The sequence below is a fragment of the Acinetobacter entericus genome (assembly GCF_026168575.1).
Lineage (GTDB): Bacteria > Pseudomonadota > Gammaproteobacteria > Pseudomonadales > Moraxellaceae > Acinetobacter > Acinetobacter bouvetii.
Genome location: NZ_JAPEQW010000020.1, coordinates 51882 through 66428, shown reverse-complemented (window position 1 = coordinate 66428; position 14547 = coordinate 51882). Strand labels below are relative to the sequence as shown.

Annotated in this window: 20 protein-coding genes; 4 read left to right on the top strand and 16 right to left on the bottom strand. The window is 42.8% G+C overall.

What is annotated here, in order from left to right; translation table 11 throughout:
* Positions 1 to 67 precede the first annotated feature (67 nt).
* The 9 genes from OKC24_RS14535 to rplM form a co-directional block, all read right to left on the bottom strand.
* Positions 68 to 490, bottom strand: coding sequence for a roadblock/LC7 domain-containing protein (locus OKC24_RS14535; protein ID WP_130147938.1), 423 nt, complete (start codon positions 488 to 490; stop codon positions 68 to 70).
* A 9-nt stretch (positions 491 to 499) separates the two neighbouring features.
* Positions 500 to 1045 (bottom strand): GTP-binding protein, encoded by a 546-nt coding sequence (locus OKC24_RS14530; RefSeq protein ID WP_130147940.1) that lies wholly within the window; start codon positions 1043 to 1045, stop codon positions 500 to 502.
* A 16-nt stretch (positions 1046 to 1061) separates the two neighbouring features.
* Positions 1062 to 2045 carry a hypothetical protein gene (locus OKC24_RS14525; protein WP_130147942.1) on the bottom strand — a complete coding sequence of 328 codons (984 nt, stop codon included), beginning with the start codon at positions 2043 to 2045 and terminating at the stop codon, positions 1062 to 1064.
* Positions 2046 to 2131: 86 nt separating this feature from the next.
* Entirely contained in the window at positions 2132 to 2491 is a 360-nt protein-coding gene (locus OKC24_RS14520) for a roadblock/LC7 domain-containing protein (protein ID WP_130147944.1), read from the bottom strand.
* A gap of 407 nt (positions 2492 to 2898) precedes the next feature.
* On the bottom strand, positions 2899 to 3540 hold the full coding sequence (locus OKC24_RS14515; RefSeq protein ID WP_130147946.1) for a hypothetical protein: 642 nt from the start codon (positions 3538 to 3540) through the stop codon (positions 2899 to 2901).
* A gap of 17 nt (positions 3541 to 3557) precedes the next feature.
* The gene (locus OKC24_RS14510) at positions 3558 to 3986 is read right to left on the bottom strand and encodes a ClpXP protease specificity-enhancing factor (protein ID WP_130147948.1); all 429 of its coding nucleotides are present in this window, start codon (positions 3984 to 3986) and stop codon (positions 3558 to 3560) included.
* Between the two features lie 11 nt (positions 3987 to 3997).
* Positions 3998 to 4648 (bottom strand): glutathione S-transferase N-terminal domain-containing protein, encoded by a 651-nt coding sequence (locus OKC24_RS14505; RefSeq protein WP_005007733.1) that lies wholly within the window; start codon positions 4646 to 4648, stop codon positions 3998 to 4000.
* 352 nt (positions 4649 to 5000) lie between these two features.
* Positions 5001 to 5387 carry a 30S ribosomal protein S9 gene (gene rpsI, locus OKC24_RS14500; protein ID WP_005007735.1) on the bottom strand — a complete coding sequence of 129 codons (387 nt, stop codon included), beginning with the start codon at positions 5385 to 5387 and terminating at the stop codon, positions 5001 to 5003.
* 13 nt (positions 5388 to 5400) lie between these two features.
* The gene (rplM, locus tag OKC24_RS14495) at positions 5401 to 5829 is read right to left on the bottom strand and encodes a 50S ribosomal protein L13 (RefSeq protein ID WP_005007737.1); all 429 of its coding nucleotides are present in this window, start codon (positions 5827 to 5829) and stop codon (positions 5401 to 5403) included.
* Between the two features lie 694 nt (positions 5830 to 6523).
* Between rplM and pdxA the strand changes: the two genes are divergently transcribed.
* From pdxA to OKC24_RS14480, 3 genes are read left to right on the top strand one after another with little or no spacing between them, the layout of a single operon-like run.
* Positions 6524 to 7492 carry a 4-hydroxythreonine-4-phosphate dehydrogenase PdxA gene (pdxA, locus tag OKC24_RS14490; protein WP_130147950.1) on the top strand — a complete coding sequence of 323 codons (969 nt, stop codon included), beginning with the start codon at positions 6524 to 6526 and terminating at the stop codon, positions 7490 to 7492.
* A 33-nt stretch (positions 7493 to 7525) separates the two neighbouring features.
* The gene (gene rsmA, locus OKC24_RS14485) at positions 7526 to 8341 is read left to right on the top strand and encodes a 16S rRNA (adenine(1518)-N(6)/adenine(1519)-N(6))-dimethyltransferase RsmA (RefSeq protein WP_005007744.1); all 816 of its coding nucleotides are present in this window, start codon (positions 7526 to 7528) and stop codon (positions 8339 to 8341) included.
* Positions 8334 to 9179, top strand: a complete 846-nt coding sequence (locus OKC24_RS14480) for a symmetrical bis(5'-nucleosyl)-tetraphosphatase (RefSeq protein WP_265465794.1) — start codon at positions 8334 to 8336, stop codon at positions 9177 to 9179. Before rsmA ends, OKC24_RS14480 begins: the two co-directional genes overlap by 8 nt.
* Before the next feature lie 83 nt (positions 9180 to 9262).
* On the opposite strand, the gene OKC24_RS14475 is transcribed toward OKC24_RS14480, so the two are convergent.
* The 7 genes from OKC24_RS14475 to OKC24_RS14445 all read right to left on the bottom strand — a co-directional run bounded on the left by OKC24_RS14475 (position 9263) and on the right by OKC24_RS14445 (position 13516).
* Positions 9263 to 9715 (bottom strand): DUF2147 domain-containing protein, encoded by a 453-nt coding sequence (locus tag OKC24_RS14475; protein WP_005007748.1) that lies wholly within the window; start codon positions 9713 to 9715, stop codon positions 9263 to 9265.
* A gap of 50 nt (positions 9716 to 9765) precedes the next feature.
* A complete protein-coding gene (locus OKC24_RS14470; RefSeq protein WP_005007750.1) occupies positions 9766 to 10215 on the bottom strand; it encodes a DUF2147 domain-containing protein in 450 nt (149 codons plus the stop codon).
* Positions 10216 to 10355: 140 nt separating this feature from the next.
* Positions 10356 to 10802: a DUF2147 domain-containing protein gene (locus OKC24_RS14465; protein ID WP_130147954.1), complete on the bottom strand. Its 447-nt coding sequence runs from the start codon at positions 10800 to 10802 to the stop codon at positions 10356 to 10358.
* 88 nt (positions 10803 to 10890) lie between these two features.
* Positions 10891 to 11565: an LrgB family protein gene (locus tag OKC24_RS14460; protein ID WP_130147956.1), complete on the bottom strand. Its 675-nt coding sequence runs from the start codon at positions 11563 to 11565 to the stop codon at positions 10891 to 10893.
* 10 nt (positions 11566 to 11575) lie between these two features.
* On the bottom strand, positions 11576 to 11947 hold the full coding sequence (locus OKC24_RS14455; RefSeq protein WP_130147958.1) for a hypothetical protein: 372 nt from the start codon (positions 11945 to 11947) through the stop codon (positions 11576 to 11578).
* 44 nt (positions 11948 to 11991) lie between these two features.
* Positions 11992 to 13320, bottom strand: coding sequence for a ribosome rescue GTPase HflX (gene hflX / locus OKC24_RS14450; RefSeq protein ID WP_265465789.1), 1329 nt, complete (start codon positions 13318 to 13320; stop codon positions 11992 to 11994).
* Between the two features lie 67 nt (positions 13321 to 13387).
* Positions 13388 to 13516: a hypothetical protein gene (locus OKC24_RS14445; RefSeq protein ID WP_265465787.1), complete on the bottom strand. Its 129-nt coding sequence runs from the start codon at positions 13514 to 13516 to the stop codon at positions 13388 to 13390.
* A gap of 182 nt (positions 13517 to 13698) precedes the next feature.
* Here OKC24_RS14445 and OKC24_RS14440 point away from each other — a divergent pair, with 182 nt between their 5' ends.
* Positions 13699 to 14511 (top strand): lysophospholipid acyltransferase family protein, encoded by an 813-nt coding sequence (locus OKC24_RS14440; RefSeq protein WP_219190067.1) that lies wholly within the window; start codon positions 13699 to 13701, stop codon positions 14509 to 14511.
* Positions 14512 to 14547: the final 36 nt, after the last annotated feature.

The window sequence follows — 14547 nt, the reverse complement described above, 5'->3', positions numbered from 1 at the left end:
TCGAAAATCCCCCTAACTCAAACGAGTTAGGGGGATTTTTTTATGTGTGCATAATGGGAGATATTCATTAAATCAGTTCTAAATCAGCTGATTTAATCGCATGAGTTGTCTTTTTAATAGCATATAAGAGCTGTCCCAATAAAACATCTTTATCTGCCATAGCAACAATAATCATTGGATGATTTTTTGCAGCTATCGCGGAAAGTACGACTTTGCCATTTTCGGCATCTAATGTAATGGATTGACAGCCTGTTAGGTGAATTTCTTGAGTAAATGCTGTAACCATCGCCAAAATTGAACTGCTGACAGCAGCCAGTTTGCCTTTATTGTAAATATCTCTTTTATAAAGGCTGGCAAGTTCAAAGCCATCAGTTGAACAAACCATAACAAAATTGACACCGCGCACATTGGATATGATGTCTTGCAATTCTTGCTTTGCTTTGTCGATCAATTCAGCTGAAGCAACTCGTTTTTCTTTAATATTGAACATATATGCTCCTTAAGCGCTAATGTTGTGATTGACTTCTACAGCTGTAATAAGGGCTTCAAGCAAAAGCAAAGTATCTTCTTTTTTTCGAGCATCTATAAAAAATAAAGGGCAAAATAAATCTTGCCCAATTAGCCATTCTTTATAAATGGACAATGAGTGAAGATTGCTATTAACATCAACGTGTGTAATGCCAATCGCAAAATTATCCGTATAGTTTTGGAAAGTTTCTAAAAAGGTTTCAAGCTCTTGCAATGGCGCATCACAATTATGGTCTATTAAAATAATTGCGCCTATCGCGCCTTGGCAAATAACAGGCCAAATAAAATCAAATCGGCTTTGTCCCGGGGTGCCATATAAGCCAATTTTAACGCCATCTTCTAGCGTTACTTCGCCATAATCTATGCCGACGGTAGTTTCCATTTTTGCATGGCTTTCTTGATCTGTATTAAATGCTTCAGTAAGAAGCACTGGTATGTCTGAAAGCGAACGGATGGCTTCTGTTTTTCCAGCGCCCATTGTTCCTGCAAATACTATTTTGTATTGCTGTAAAATCATGCAACTTCTCCTGTCGCTAGAAACCGAATTTTCTGCGTAATTTTCCAAAAAAGCTTGCAATCATGTTTTCTTCGGAATGAGTGTCTGCTTTTTCAGGGGGAGTATAATGGTTATCCCAAAGATTGATTTTGCTGATATTTCCAGCGGCCATATTGGCGGCGATAAATTGGCGGACCATTTCTATTGGAATATTGTGCTGTTCTGCAATTTTTGAGATTTTAGCGCCTTGTACAAAACATGCTGACATCTGGAATATTTTTTTACGGTGCTTTGTGTCATAAGGCTTAGGCCAAAAATGGATGCGGTAGTGGCCATCTTCTGGGGCTATTTGATAAAAATTAGGAGATTTCCAGAATAAGTTCCAAATCCAATCTTGAAGAATGTGGCTGTTTTTTCTAGATACTTTAGTCAGATCTGTCGTTGATGCAAAATCATAATTAAAACTGAAATCTGTATGATTTAGAATTCTTTCTGGATTGCTGTAAGCTAGATTGTTTGCAATATCGATGACGCCGAGTGATCCGTGAGTGTCAAAAATGTGTAATTTGTTATGCACTTCAGCATTATGCATTTCTTTAAAATAGCTTTCAGAGAAATGGTGGTCTTCAGGCAATACTGTATAGAGATGCTGATTAGTTATATGTTTTGCCTCATCATCTATTGGCTGATTGTTTTGAACAATATAGTTTTTAATCCATTCATCTAATTCTGCTGAATCAAGCAGCGGCAAATACAAGGTGTTATTTCTTAATTTTCCGCAAAGGGAGTCATCTTTGGCAACTTTAAGCCATGGAAATTTACGGTTGTTCAGAACTCTTTGTATTCCCTCAGTTTCGAAAAAATTTTCATGAATAAATAAGCAGTCTAAATTAATGTCTGAAGCTGTTTTCCATTGGATGGAGAATTTTTCATTAATAATATTGCCAAGCTGGGATTTCAGCTCCTCCGCATCATGGATACTTAAACCTGATATTGCAATATTAATATATTGCTTACTCATTGTTATCTCTCTGTCTGCTGGTGGAATTTTGTGTAGTTCAATTAAAAATTCCCTGCATATTTTGATATGCAGGGAATTTAAGGTATTTAGCTAAAGTCTAATTCTTTTTCATAAGCTTTGAGCTCATGCCTAGCCATTGCAAGGTTTGACTTAGAACGGTCAAGAACCATGTATAGGAAGACATTTGCATTTTGTTCCAATGGGCGGATCAAATGATATTGTTTACCCAGTGTAATCAGAATATCTTCGATATGGTCATTCAAGTTCAATGATTGAGCTACACGGCGCTTTGAGCGTACGACTTCAGTATTTCCCGCTGCCGCAAGCTCTAAATCAATTCCGCCTCCGCCTTGTGTTGCGAGCGCCAGCCCGCTTTCCCCATCAACAAGCGCTGCCGCAATAAAACCATCAATATTGGTAAGTGAATCTAATGAAACTTTAGCCATGATTTTTTCCCTCTTACTGGTTTTGTAAATGATTATTTATTGTGTTGAAGCAGGTAATTAAAGACTTTGTTAATTACTTAATTTAATTATAGGAGGGGGGCATGACATTTCAATAAAATAATTTTGATGCGTTAATTTGCTTGTATTTTTGTCTTTTTTTTTTACAAATGATCTTATGCTAAGTGTGATGGAAGTATCAATTATTTTGTTTTTTAGTGTTTTAACACTCTTTTTTTTACTGCCTTAAATTTGTGTAAAGAAATGTAATTTGGTAAAAATATATGCGAAATGTTCATCATTATTTTTATTTTTTACAAAAGTATACATTGTTGATTAATTTAGTAGGTATTCTGAAATATTGACATAAAAAAAGATCAGTATTCACTGATCATTTTTTATGTTTTCTTTTAAGCAAATATATTGCAAACAGCGGAATAAAGTACCCATAAAATAACAATAGCTACAAGAGGTTCTGCTACTTTTGACCATGTTGGAATGATCGGGGCAGTTTCTTCCTGTTCGTGGCCTGTGTGCTGATTCACCATTTGATTAAACTCCTTCATTGATTCCTCTAATGATAGCTCATCTGCAATTATAGGTTTGGAACCTTTTAATTCTAAAAGGTTGTTTGTTGACCAAACCCAATTGTCGGCTTGCCCGGATAAATGCTCGATTTGGCCAAGCAGCAGTTCGCGGATGCTTTGCAGAGTGTGGTTGCCTGTATCATGCAGCTGTTTCAGTTCGGTGAGCTGGCGCTTGAATATTGCGGCGGTTAATTCCTCAAGCTCCGCACGGGGAAGGCTGGAGGCGTTTTCTTTAGAAGTTGTTAAATGCCGTGCAACTTCCTGCACGTATAAATCATCTGGAGAAGTAATTTCTTGATAAACTTTTTTGTCATTTAAGCGCCATTGGCTAATGAGTTCACCGAGAGTTAAAGCATTTATTTCAGCAATATGGCTCCGCTTATCTTCCTTGGAGAGATGGGGGAGAAGCTCGGGCTTTTGAGTCTCTAATTGTTCTGCAAAGTACTGTACTAAGTCAAAAGCCATTTTACTGCTCCATATTTTTAATCTAATAGCCTTAAGCTAGGTTTTTTCTTTGGCTGTTCATTTTTTTGTTCAGTGTCTGATTTTAAAGCATCTTCGCTATTTTGGATATGCTGATATTCAGTTGGATCAAAGAATAAGCCTTGACCATTTTCACGGGCATAGATGCCAAGCACCGCTGAAAACGGTACGTACAAATCACGTGAAACACCGCCAAAACGTGCAGAGAAGGTGATTGCATCATTGCTCATGTTTAAGGCGTGTACCGCATGCGGTACAAGATTTAAAGTGATTTGGCCGTCTTGAATAAACTGCTCTGGCACCATGGTATTGGGCTGCGTTGCATCCACAAGTAGGTAAGGTGTGAGCTGATTATCGCAAATCCATTCATAAATGGCGCGGGCCATGTAAGGGCGGGTTGGGCTGAGGTTTAATTCTTGTTCAGACATATGGGGCTCGATTAATTCGACAATAATTCACTGTAACGGTTTTTTTCCTGCAATGTCATGGATTTTACAAAAGCAGGACGGTTGAAAATGCGCTGGCAATACAAATGGATTGGACGGCAGTGCTGTTGAGGCAGAATAATTCCCATCGTTTTTAAGCGTAAAAAAATGGGCGCCAGCATGCAGTCCAGGATACTGAAATGCTCTGACATGAAAAAGGGAAAATGCTGAAATAATGGGGTGAGTGAGACCAGTGTATCCCGCAGTTTGCTTTGCGCTTTTTTTTGAGCATTGATATCTAATGAATCTGCATGGCGCAGCATGATATCGGCAAGATTGAGCCAATCCTGTTCAAAGCGCCAAATATACTGGCGCTGTTCTGCGCGCGGCGCTGGAGCATCGGCATACAGCTTATTTTGACGGTAACGGTCGTCGATATATTCAGAAATGATGCTGGCTTTAAACAGCTTTAGTTCATTTTCTACCAGCATGGGCAGCTGATTGTAAGGATTTAAGCTGGCGAGATCTTCGTCATCTTCATCGGTCAAAACCAGGTTGTACTTAATTTGCTTTTCCGCAAGGACATAGCGGATCCAGTGGGATCGAAAATCATCTGCATGGCTATACAGCGTGATTCCTTGAGGAGGGGCATTTTCGAGTGACATAAATCCTGAACAATCTGTTTTGAATGAGATAGGATACTAAAAAACACCCATAAAATCACGAAACAGTTTGGATTAATCGATGCTGCCTGATCTTGGAATTTGACAGTACCTTTCTTTGCATGGCGCGGCATTCTTTTTTCTGGATGATCTAGTATTGCAGCAGGATCAAGCTGTGCTGCCTTTTATTTTGAGGTTAATAATGGCCTCATTGTAAAAAACATATTGAAGGCGGTGTTATTGATCTGCTCTTTAGGGGGAGCACATCGACGTTTTATACGCTGTTTTGCTTGATTGATGGGATAAAAAAAGCCTTGGATAATCCAAGGCTTTTTTGTCCGATTCGGTAAACGAATTAACGTTTAGAGAATTGAGGACGTTTACGCGCTTTACGTAAACCAAGTTTCTTACGTTCAACTTCACGAGCATCACGAGTAACGAAACCAGCTTGACGAAGAGCAGGCTTAAGCGTTTCGTCAGAAGCGATCAATGCGCGAGTAATACCGTGACGGATAGCGCCAGCTTGACCGCCGATACCACCACCAGCAACAGTGATGTAAAGGTCATACTTTTCAGTTGCTTCTAAAAGCTCTAGAGGTTGATTTACAACCATGCGAGCAGTTTCACGACCGAAATACTGTTCAAGAGTACGGTTGTTGATTACGAGTTTGCCTGTACCAGCTGACAAGAAAACACGTGCAGTTGCGGTCTTACGGCGACCTGTACCATAATTAGTAGCCATGTGCTGTTATCCCTTAGATGTCCAAAACTTGTGGCTGTTGAGCAGCATGTGGATGCTCTGTACCTGCATACACTTTCATTTTCTTGATCATTGCATAACCAAGAGGACCTTTTGGCAACATACCTTTAACAGCTTTTTCTAAAACTGCTTCTGGTTTGTGAGCGATTAACTTTTCAAAGTTAGTCTCACGGATACCACCAGGGAAACCAGTGTGGCGATAGTATTTCTTATCGTGAGCTTTTTTACCAGTCACAGTAATTTCTTCAGCATTGATTACAACGATATAATCGCCAGTGTCAACGTGAGGAGTATAAGAAGTTTTATGCTTACCGCGTAAACGACGAGCGATTTCAGTCGCAAGGCGACCTAAAGTTTTGCCAGAAGCATCAACAACGTACCAGTCGTGTTGAACTTCAGCTGGCTTAGCGCTGAGAGTTTTCATTAAACCACTACCTATTATAGTTGGTTTGGACTATGGAATCTGTCCAAACAAAAGAAGAGCAAATTCTACATGAAACATGAAGAATCCACAATCGAAATATAGAATTTCAGGTGCTGAATTATAGACGATTGTTTATTATTTAACTAGCTCTTTTTTAGGTAGTATGGTATTTGTGGTGAATAAATATTTTTATTAAGAATAATAAAAGCTTATCGCTCAAAAAATGAGTTTTAATTATGATGATTAATATACAGAATCTCAGCTTAATTGTTTTGCTTCATCTTTTAGCCACCGTCTACGTCCCATTATATTATTTAATTATTCATCCAAATTCAGGTGTTTGGACGATATTTGTTTTGTTGGCAACCATGATCGGGATTTCTTGGGGAACATTGCTCATTCCAATTTTATTCGTTGTTACATTCGGATTGATGTTTAAGTTTTCTGTGGCATATATGAGTTATCTCATTTGTTTTGTTATTCCTATATTTTTGTTATTGAGGTCTAGGCCGACAAAAAGAAAATATTTTTTAAAAATCGGCTTTGTCCTTTTTGTACTCGGTATTCTGATCTATATTGCCCTTTTTATTGCTTATTTGAATGGTGTGACTTCGAATAATTTTAAATGAGAATCTCAGTTTTTTTTTAGATTATGTAAACTAATTGTCTTAAGACTATTTTCTTTAGGTTGCTTATGCTTCCCTTATATATCACCAGCGGTGAACCTGCGGGCATTGGTCCAGATATTTGTTTAAGTTTGGCTGAACGTGTTGATGAACGTCCAATCGTGGTATTGGCCGATATCAATATGTTGCGAGATCGTGCCAAAATTTTAAATCAAAATATCGAACTGATTGAATATATGGGGCAAACTGAATCTTCAAAGAAAGGTCAGCTTTATGTTGAGCATGTGCCTTTATATGAAGATGTGGTGCTAGGTAAGTTAAATCCGAAAAATTCAGCTTATGTATTAGAACAACTTCGCCGTTCAGCTTATTACGCGATGGAAGGGCAAAGTGTCGGGGTGGCGACAGCACCAGTGCAGAAATCCGTAATCAATGATGCGGGGATACATTTCAGTGGTCATACTGAATATTATCAAGAGTTTGCTGGTGTGGAACGTGTAGTCATGATGCTCGCAACGAAAACTTTACGTGTAGCATTAGCAACGACACATTTACCATTGCGTGATGTTGCAGACGCGATTACCAAAGAGAGATTGCATCAAGTCATTGATATTCTCATCCATGATTTAAAAACTAAATTTAAAAAAGATCATCCGCAAATTTTGGTGTGTGGTTTAAACCCACATGCAGGTGAGGACGGTTATCTTGGTCATGAAGAAATTGAAGTGATTAATCCTGTACTGGAAAGCTACCGCGCTCAAGGCGTAAATATGAGTTTAAGTTTGCCGGCCGATACTTTATTTACCCCCGAACATTTAAAAGATGCTGATGCCGTTTTGGCGATGTATCACGATCAGGGTTTACCTGTGTTAAAATCGCAAGGCTTCGGTGAAGCTATTAATATTACTTTGGGTTTGCCTTTTATCCGCACTTCTGTAGATCATGGCACAGCGCTCTCCCTTGCGGGTACAGGACTGGCAAAAAGTTCAAGCTTACATGCCGCTGTTGATTTAGCCCTCGATTTGGCTCGCCGCTGATTTTTACCCATTACTCACGTTGGAAATGTTTTTATGTATCAAATTAATGCCTTAAACCCAAAAGATGAAGGGCATCACACGCGCAAGCGTTTTGGTCAAAACTTCTTACATGACCAACGTGTCATTGCAAAAATAGTCCGTTCAGTTAATCCTCGTGCCGGCGATAATGTTGTGGAAATTGGCCCGGGTTTAGCCGCTTTAACATCGCCTTTAATTGGCGAATGTGACGCTTTGACTGTGGTTGAGCTTGACCGCGATTTGGCTGCCGGCCTGCCGGGGCGTGTCCCGCATCCAGAGCGTCTGACCATTGTTGAAACAGATGCGCTGAAATATGACTTTACTGAATTGTTTCAGGATGGCCGCCCGCTGCGCGTAGTCGGCAACTTGCCATACAATATCTCGACGCCATTGCTGTTCCATCTCTTGGAATTTGGCGACAAAGTGAAAGACATGCATTTCATGCTGCAAAAAGAAGTCGTGGACCGTATCACTGCATCGCCGAATACCAAAGAATATGGCCGCCTGTCCGTCATGATTCAGTATTTCTGCAAACCGACCTTTTTGTTTGAAGTGCCGCCTGGCTCATTTAACCCGCCGCCAAAAGTGACTTCGGCCGTTTTTCGTTTAGAGCCTTATGCAGTGAAGCCGATTGTGGCGAAAAATGAAAAAGCTCTGGCGCGCTTGGTCTCGCATGTCTTTACGCAACGCCGCAAAACATTGCGCAACAGCTTAAAAGGCATGCTGGCGGAAGATGGTTTCGAGAGTGCTGGGGTTGATCCGATGGCGCGTCCTGAAACCTTAACACTAGCGCAATTTGTCGCTTTGGCGGATCAGATGGTGGATGCATAAGATGGCGCGCTATAACTATGTTATTGGTGATGTGCAGGGCTGTTTTGAAGCTTTAAAAGCATTGCTGAAGCATATTCAATTTGATGCGGATCAGGATTTTATCTGGTTTGCTGGCGATTTGGTGGCGCGCGGTGAAAACTCAATTGGCGCATTGCGTTTTATTAAAAAGCTGGCGGACTGCGGTGCAGCCGCCACGGTGCTGGGCAATCATGACCTTAATTTGCTGGCTGTTGCGCGCGGCATCAAAGAAATCAAGGAACAGGACAATACCCAAGACGTGATTAATGCCTTGGAAAGTGATGATTTGATTGACTGGCTGCGCAAGCAGCCTTTATGCCTGCTCCCGGATGACGGTACGGTGCTGACGCATGCCGGCATTCCCTGCAATTGGACTGCAGCGCAGGCAGTGGCCTTAGCCAAAGAAGTTGAGGCGGTGATTGGCCATGATGACCTTGCTGTGCTCGACGGCTTTTTAAAAGAGATGTATGGTAAAAAACCGACGCTTTGGTCGGATGAGCTGCAAGGCAATGAGCGTTTACGCTGCATTACCAATTATTTGACCCGCATGCGCCTCACAGATGCTGAAGGCCGCATGGAATTCAGCTTCAAAGATGCTTTGGATGAGCCGATGCCCGAGGGCTTCCGGCCGTGGTTTGAGTTTGAATCACAGGCTGCAAAAACCCATCGGATTTTCTTTGGCCATTGGGCGGCATTGCAGGGAAGAACAATCTCTGACCGCATACAGAATGTCGATGGCGGCTGCGTTTGGGGCAATCAGCTGATTGCCTGCCGTTTGGAGGATCAGGAAATATTCCGTGTGGACAATCCGCTGTTCTAAAATGATTATTCTGTATGATTATTTTGTAAAAGCAGAAACAATAAAAAAGCCGCAAATAATTGCGGCTTTTTTTCGAAATATAATTAATCAATGCGCAGCCAAGTCTGATTGCGGCCTAAGGTTGAAACCCCCATATAGGCGCGTAAAGTGAGACGTTTGCCCGTCGCATTCAGTTTTACTTTTGCGTTATACACTTTCCCTGCAAGCGGATCGATGACACGGCCCTTTTCATAATTGCCAGTGCCGTCAACATATTTTAAGCCCTTGAGAATCTCCATGCCTAAAATAGGCTGATTCTTGTAAGGCGCCGGACAGTCATTGCATGTCTTTTGAGGTGTGTAGCCCGGTCGAGGCGTAATTTTGACAATTTTACCAGTGTAGGTGCCATTATCTTCTTTACGGATTTCAATAACCGCTTTTGGCGACCCTGTTTTATCATCAATAGATTGCCAAGTGCCTGTTAAGTCCTGCGCTAATGCTGAACCGCTAAATGCGGCGCCAAGCAAAAGGAGCCCCAATTTCAAATTCCGCTTCATAAAACCCCTAAATGATTTGTCACAAAATAAACAGATATGGACATAAAACTTTAATCTTGGCGAATCCATGTCTGTGTACGGCCAATCGCGGATATGCCAATATATCCTCTTAAAAGCAAGCGTTTACCGTTAGCTGACTGCTTGCCCTTCAAATTGTAAATTTTACCAGAAAGCGGATCAAGGATTTTCCCTCCAGAGTACACATTTTCACCGTCAGATTTTAAATTCTTAAAAACATCTAAGCCAAGAATAGGCTGGTTGGTATAAGGAGAAGGGCAATCGACACATTTTTCACGCGGGGTATAGCCGGGACGCGGCGTGATTTTGGTGATTTTTCCGGTAAATGTCCCGTTTTGTTCTTTGCGGATATCAATCAGCGCCTTAGGGGATCCTGTTTTGTCATCAATCTGCTGCCAAATGCCTGTAAGATCTTGGGCAAAGAGTGTAGAGCTGAATGAAAGCAAACCTGCGAATGAAGCCCATATAATATTTCTCTGCATTTTTATTCTTCCTTTTTATTGCCTGAAATCCAATTTCTGAATCTAATTTTATGCTATGCAAGGTGAAGCTATTATACAACTGAGCTTTAAAAAAATATTTTAAAACTGCATTTTAATAAAAAACAGCTGCGCGGTTGCGGTTAATCTTGACGTATCCACGTTTGGCTGCGGCCTAATGCTGAAACTCCGACATAGCCGCGTAAAGTTATACGCTTGCCATTTGGGCTTAATTTCGCTTTGGTGCTGTAAAGTTTACCTGAAAGCGGGTCAAGAATTTTCCCGCCGGAATAGTTGTTCTCACCGCTTGGCTTTAATCCAGTCAAGACATCTAAGCCGAGAATCGGTTTGTTGGTATAGGGTGAAGGGCAGTCTACGCAGGTTTCTTTAGGCGTATAGCCTGGGCGCGGCGTGACTTTGATAATTTTAGCCGTATAAGTGCCGTTAGATTCTTGGCGGATTTCCAGGACTGCTTTTGAAGAGCCCGTTTTGTCATCAATATTTTTCCATAGCCCCGAAATATCATTGGCCCAAAGCATGCTCGAAAAGCTGCTCAGCATTAGCGCAGCGGTCAATTTAAATTTTCCCATCAAAATCATCCTTTTTTAATATGAAAAACGTCTGTTGATCATATGCTGGATTTTTAAGCAAAACAATTGTTTAAAAATGATTGTTCAGTCACATTTTTTGCAGGAAAAAGATAAATGATGGCAGCCAAATAGCGGTAAAGACTGCATTCACAGCCATGCCAAACGCCGCGTAGCGTCCAGCCACACTGCCGCGCTGCCATGCCTGAGCTGTGCCAATGGCATGCGCAGCCAATCCCAGCGCTAAGCCGGAAGCGCGTTCATCGTTGATATGCCGCAGAATTAAAGGAGAAAAAGCAGCGCCAATTACGCCGGAAAGAATCACAATTAAGATGACCAGCGGCACGGGCGAATGCAGCAGCGCGGCGATGTTAATCGCAATAGGGGTGGTCACTGCCCGGGTTGCAAAAGCCATAATGGTCGGATCGGATAGGTGAAGCAGGTACGCCAAACCCATCGGCAAGGCAACAGCGCTGATGCTGGCAAAGACTAAAATGCCGCCTACCGCCTTTAATGGCAAATCATCATAGCGCATCGCTGCTAAAGGGATCGCCAAGGCTACCGTGACATAACCCAGTAAGTTGTTGAAGAGCGGGTTTACTTGCGCCATGTAGTTTTCATAAGGAATGCCAAAGAGGTACAGCATGCCGATCACGAAAAACATGCCAATCACAATGACTGGAATTTGCGGTAATTTTTTATTAATCGGTTTGGCCGCAAGATAGGCAATCAGTGTGATGAAGAATGCGGAAATTATTGCAAGCATGTTGATTCTCCTACAGCCACTTCTTGGACATTTTTGCATATACCCAGAGCGGGATGAGGGTGCTGACGAACAGGACGATTAAGAACATCGGCGTTTCATCACCCAAATGCATCATCATCAGCAGTGAGCCTGCGCTGATCGGCAGAAAGGCAAACGCGCTTTCTTTCATAATCTTATTGTTGGTATCGACTAAACTTGCTGGAATTTTCTTGAATTTCCTCCACAAAGCAAGCACCGACAGCAGGCTGATGAGGCCGGCTAAATTGCCCAGTTCCGGGTGGCCGAATTGTTTCATAACCCAGACGGCACCTTCACGGAAGATGATAATTAAAGCAATTGTACTTATCCATGCTTTCCAGTCGATGCGCTTGATCCAGTCCATTTTGATCTTTCATTAAAAATTTAACTAATCACGTTTTAACCGATTTAGTCTTTGATTTCAAATTCTTCAAGCGGTTTTTGAAATAGGCTGGCGCGGTCGCCTAAAATTTCAGAGATAGGCAAATGCGCCTGTTTAATCAGCTGTTCTAATTTATGCGGCGCCATGATGACATGCAGATGCAGATTGCCTTGATCATCATACTGTTCAGACTGAATCACATTCAGTTCATACAGCTGATTGCGCAGCTTGCCGTACGCGGGTTTTAAGTTCAGTTCAAAACTTTGGATGTTGCCCATCAGGCATTCATGCACGGCTTGCCTGAGAAGGTCGAGCCCTTGCTGCGTATGCGCCGAGATATAGACACGGCCGGGCTGGTGCGGCGCCGTATAAATGATTTTGGCCTGTTCGCCCGTGGCATCAATTTTGTTGTACACCTGAAGCACAGGCACGTCTGCGCCAATTTCTTTCAGCACTTTTTCGACCGCTTCAATCTGCTCCAGCATGTCCGGGCTGCTGGAATCAATCACATGCAGCAGTAACGTCGCTTCAACGGTTTCTTCCAGCGTCGCTTTAAAAGACTCTACTAAAGAGTGTGACAGGTTGCGGACAAAGCCCACCGTATCGGCCAAAACTAAATTGCCGATGCCATCCCAATTCAAGCGCCGTAAAGTCGGATCCAGCGTTGCAAACAGCTGATCTGCCGCATAGACATCACTGTCTGCCAGAATGTTGAATAGGGTTGATTTTCCGGCATTGGTATAGCCGACTAAAGACACCGTTGGAACGGCGGCTTTTTGACGGGCGACACGGCCTTGCGTACGGGTTTGTTTGACTTTTTCGATTTTAGCTTTCAGCTGCCCCATGCGGATGCGCAGCAGGCGGCGGTCTGTTTCTAAAACCGTTTCACCCGGCCCGCGCAAGCCGATGCCGCCTTTTTGACTGTCTAAGTCGCCGCGGCTGCGGATTAAGCGGGAAGACAGATGCTGCAGCTGCGCCAGTTCAACCTGAAGCTTGCCTTCATAGGTGCGCGCGCGCTGTGCAAAGATATCTAAAATCAATTCGGTGCGGTCAACCACGCGGCAATGCATGATTTTTTCCAGATTGCGCGCTTGGGCCGGGGTCAGCGCATGGTCAAAAATCACCAGATCCGCTTCATGCTGTTCTGCAAGGGCTGCAATTTCTTCGGCTTTGCCGGAACCAATAAACAGTTTGGCATCAGGTCTGATGCGCTGCGCATGAACGTGCTCTAGAATTTCAGCGCCTGCAGACTGTGCAAGCAAATGAAATTCTTCGGCATCCAAATCTTCCAGCATTTGTACCGAAACACTGACCAAGATAACCTTTTCACCGCGCTGCTGCTTTAAATGATCCAATCTGCAAAACCTCCTGACTAAAACACTATTCTAGGCGAAAATGAGCTGGAGCGGGGGAATGCTGAATTTAAATTGTGCCGTAAAAGCCATGCGCAAAAATAATTATCAGCGCGCTGTATATTGTGGATGCGGCGCCGATGAACATTAATGCAGCCCAATAAGGCGCTGCCGTTTTACTGCTGTGCTGATCATTCATAAGTGCTTTCTATTTGTAAAAACGATAATAATATTTTTAAATATTTGTATAATCGATGGAAATGGGAAATGCTGATGCCCAGTTTCGGTTTTTATGATCAATGCAAAGTGGCGCGCTTCGGTATAGTATGCTATGCAGATTGTGGTTAAAAATTTAGCCGTTTTGTGACTAGTGATAACTGTATGAATGAATCTGCTGCACCGACATCGTCAAATTTAAAAGGGTTCTCGCGCTTTTCCCTGTATGTGCGCAAGGTGATTGCGTCGATTGGCGCGATAGCCGAAGGTTTTTATCTGGTGTATTACTATCAGCTGTATAAAGATCCGAATAATCCTGCCAATACGCGTTATGTGCAGTTTTTTTGCCGCAAACTGTGCAAGGTCTTCAATATTGAAGTTGAAGTGCATGGCGAGATCCCGCGCCGTCCGGCATTATGGGTCAGCAATCATATTTCCTGGCTGGATGTGGCCGTATTGGGCTCGGGCGCACGGGTGTTCTTTTTGGCCAAAGCTGAAATAGAAAAATGGCCTTTGCTGGGCAAGCTGGCGAAAGGCGGCGGGACGTTATTCATTAAGCGCGGTTCAGGCGATTCCATTAAAATCCGTGAGCAAATGACGGCGTTTTTAAAGCAGGACAGCCCCGTGCTGTTTTTTCCAGAAGCGACGACATCGGATGGCACGCGGATAAAAAAAGTGCATGGACGCCTGCTTGGGGCGGCGATTGAAGCGCAGCGGCCTGTGCAGATTTGCCTGATTTGCTATGTGAATCAGCAGGGGCAGCTGGATATGATTGCGCCCTATGTCGATGAAGTTTCTTTTGCCAAGCATGTGCAGAGTGTGCTGGAAATGCCGAAAGTCACAGCGCATTTGATGGCGCTGCCGGCGATTGATACGGCTGGGCACACCGTGGAGAGCTTGACTCAGGAGGTTCAGCTGAAAATGACTGAAGGTTTGGTGAAATTGCATGCGCAGGTGCTGAATCAGCCTGCAGGATAGGCAGCGTTTGCTATTTTTTAATGCCCGATAAAAGGC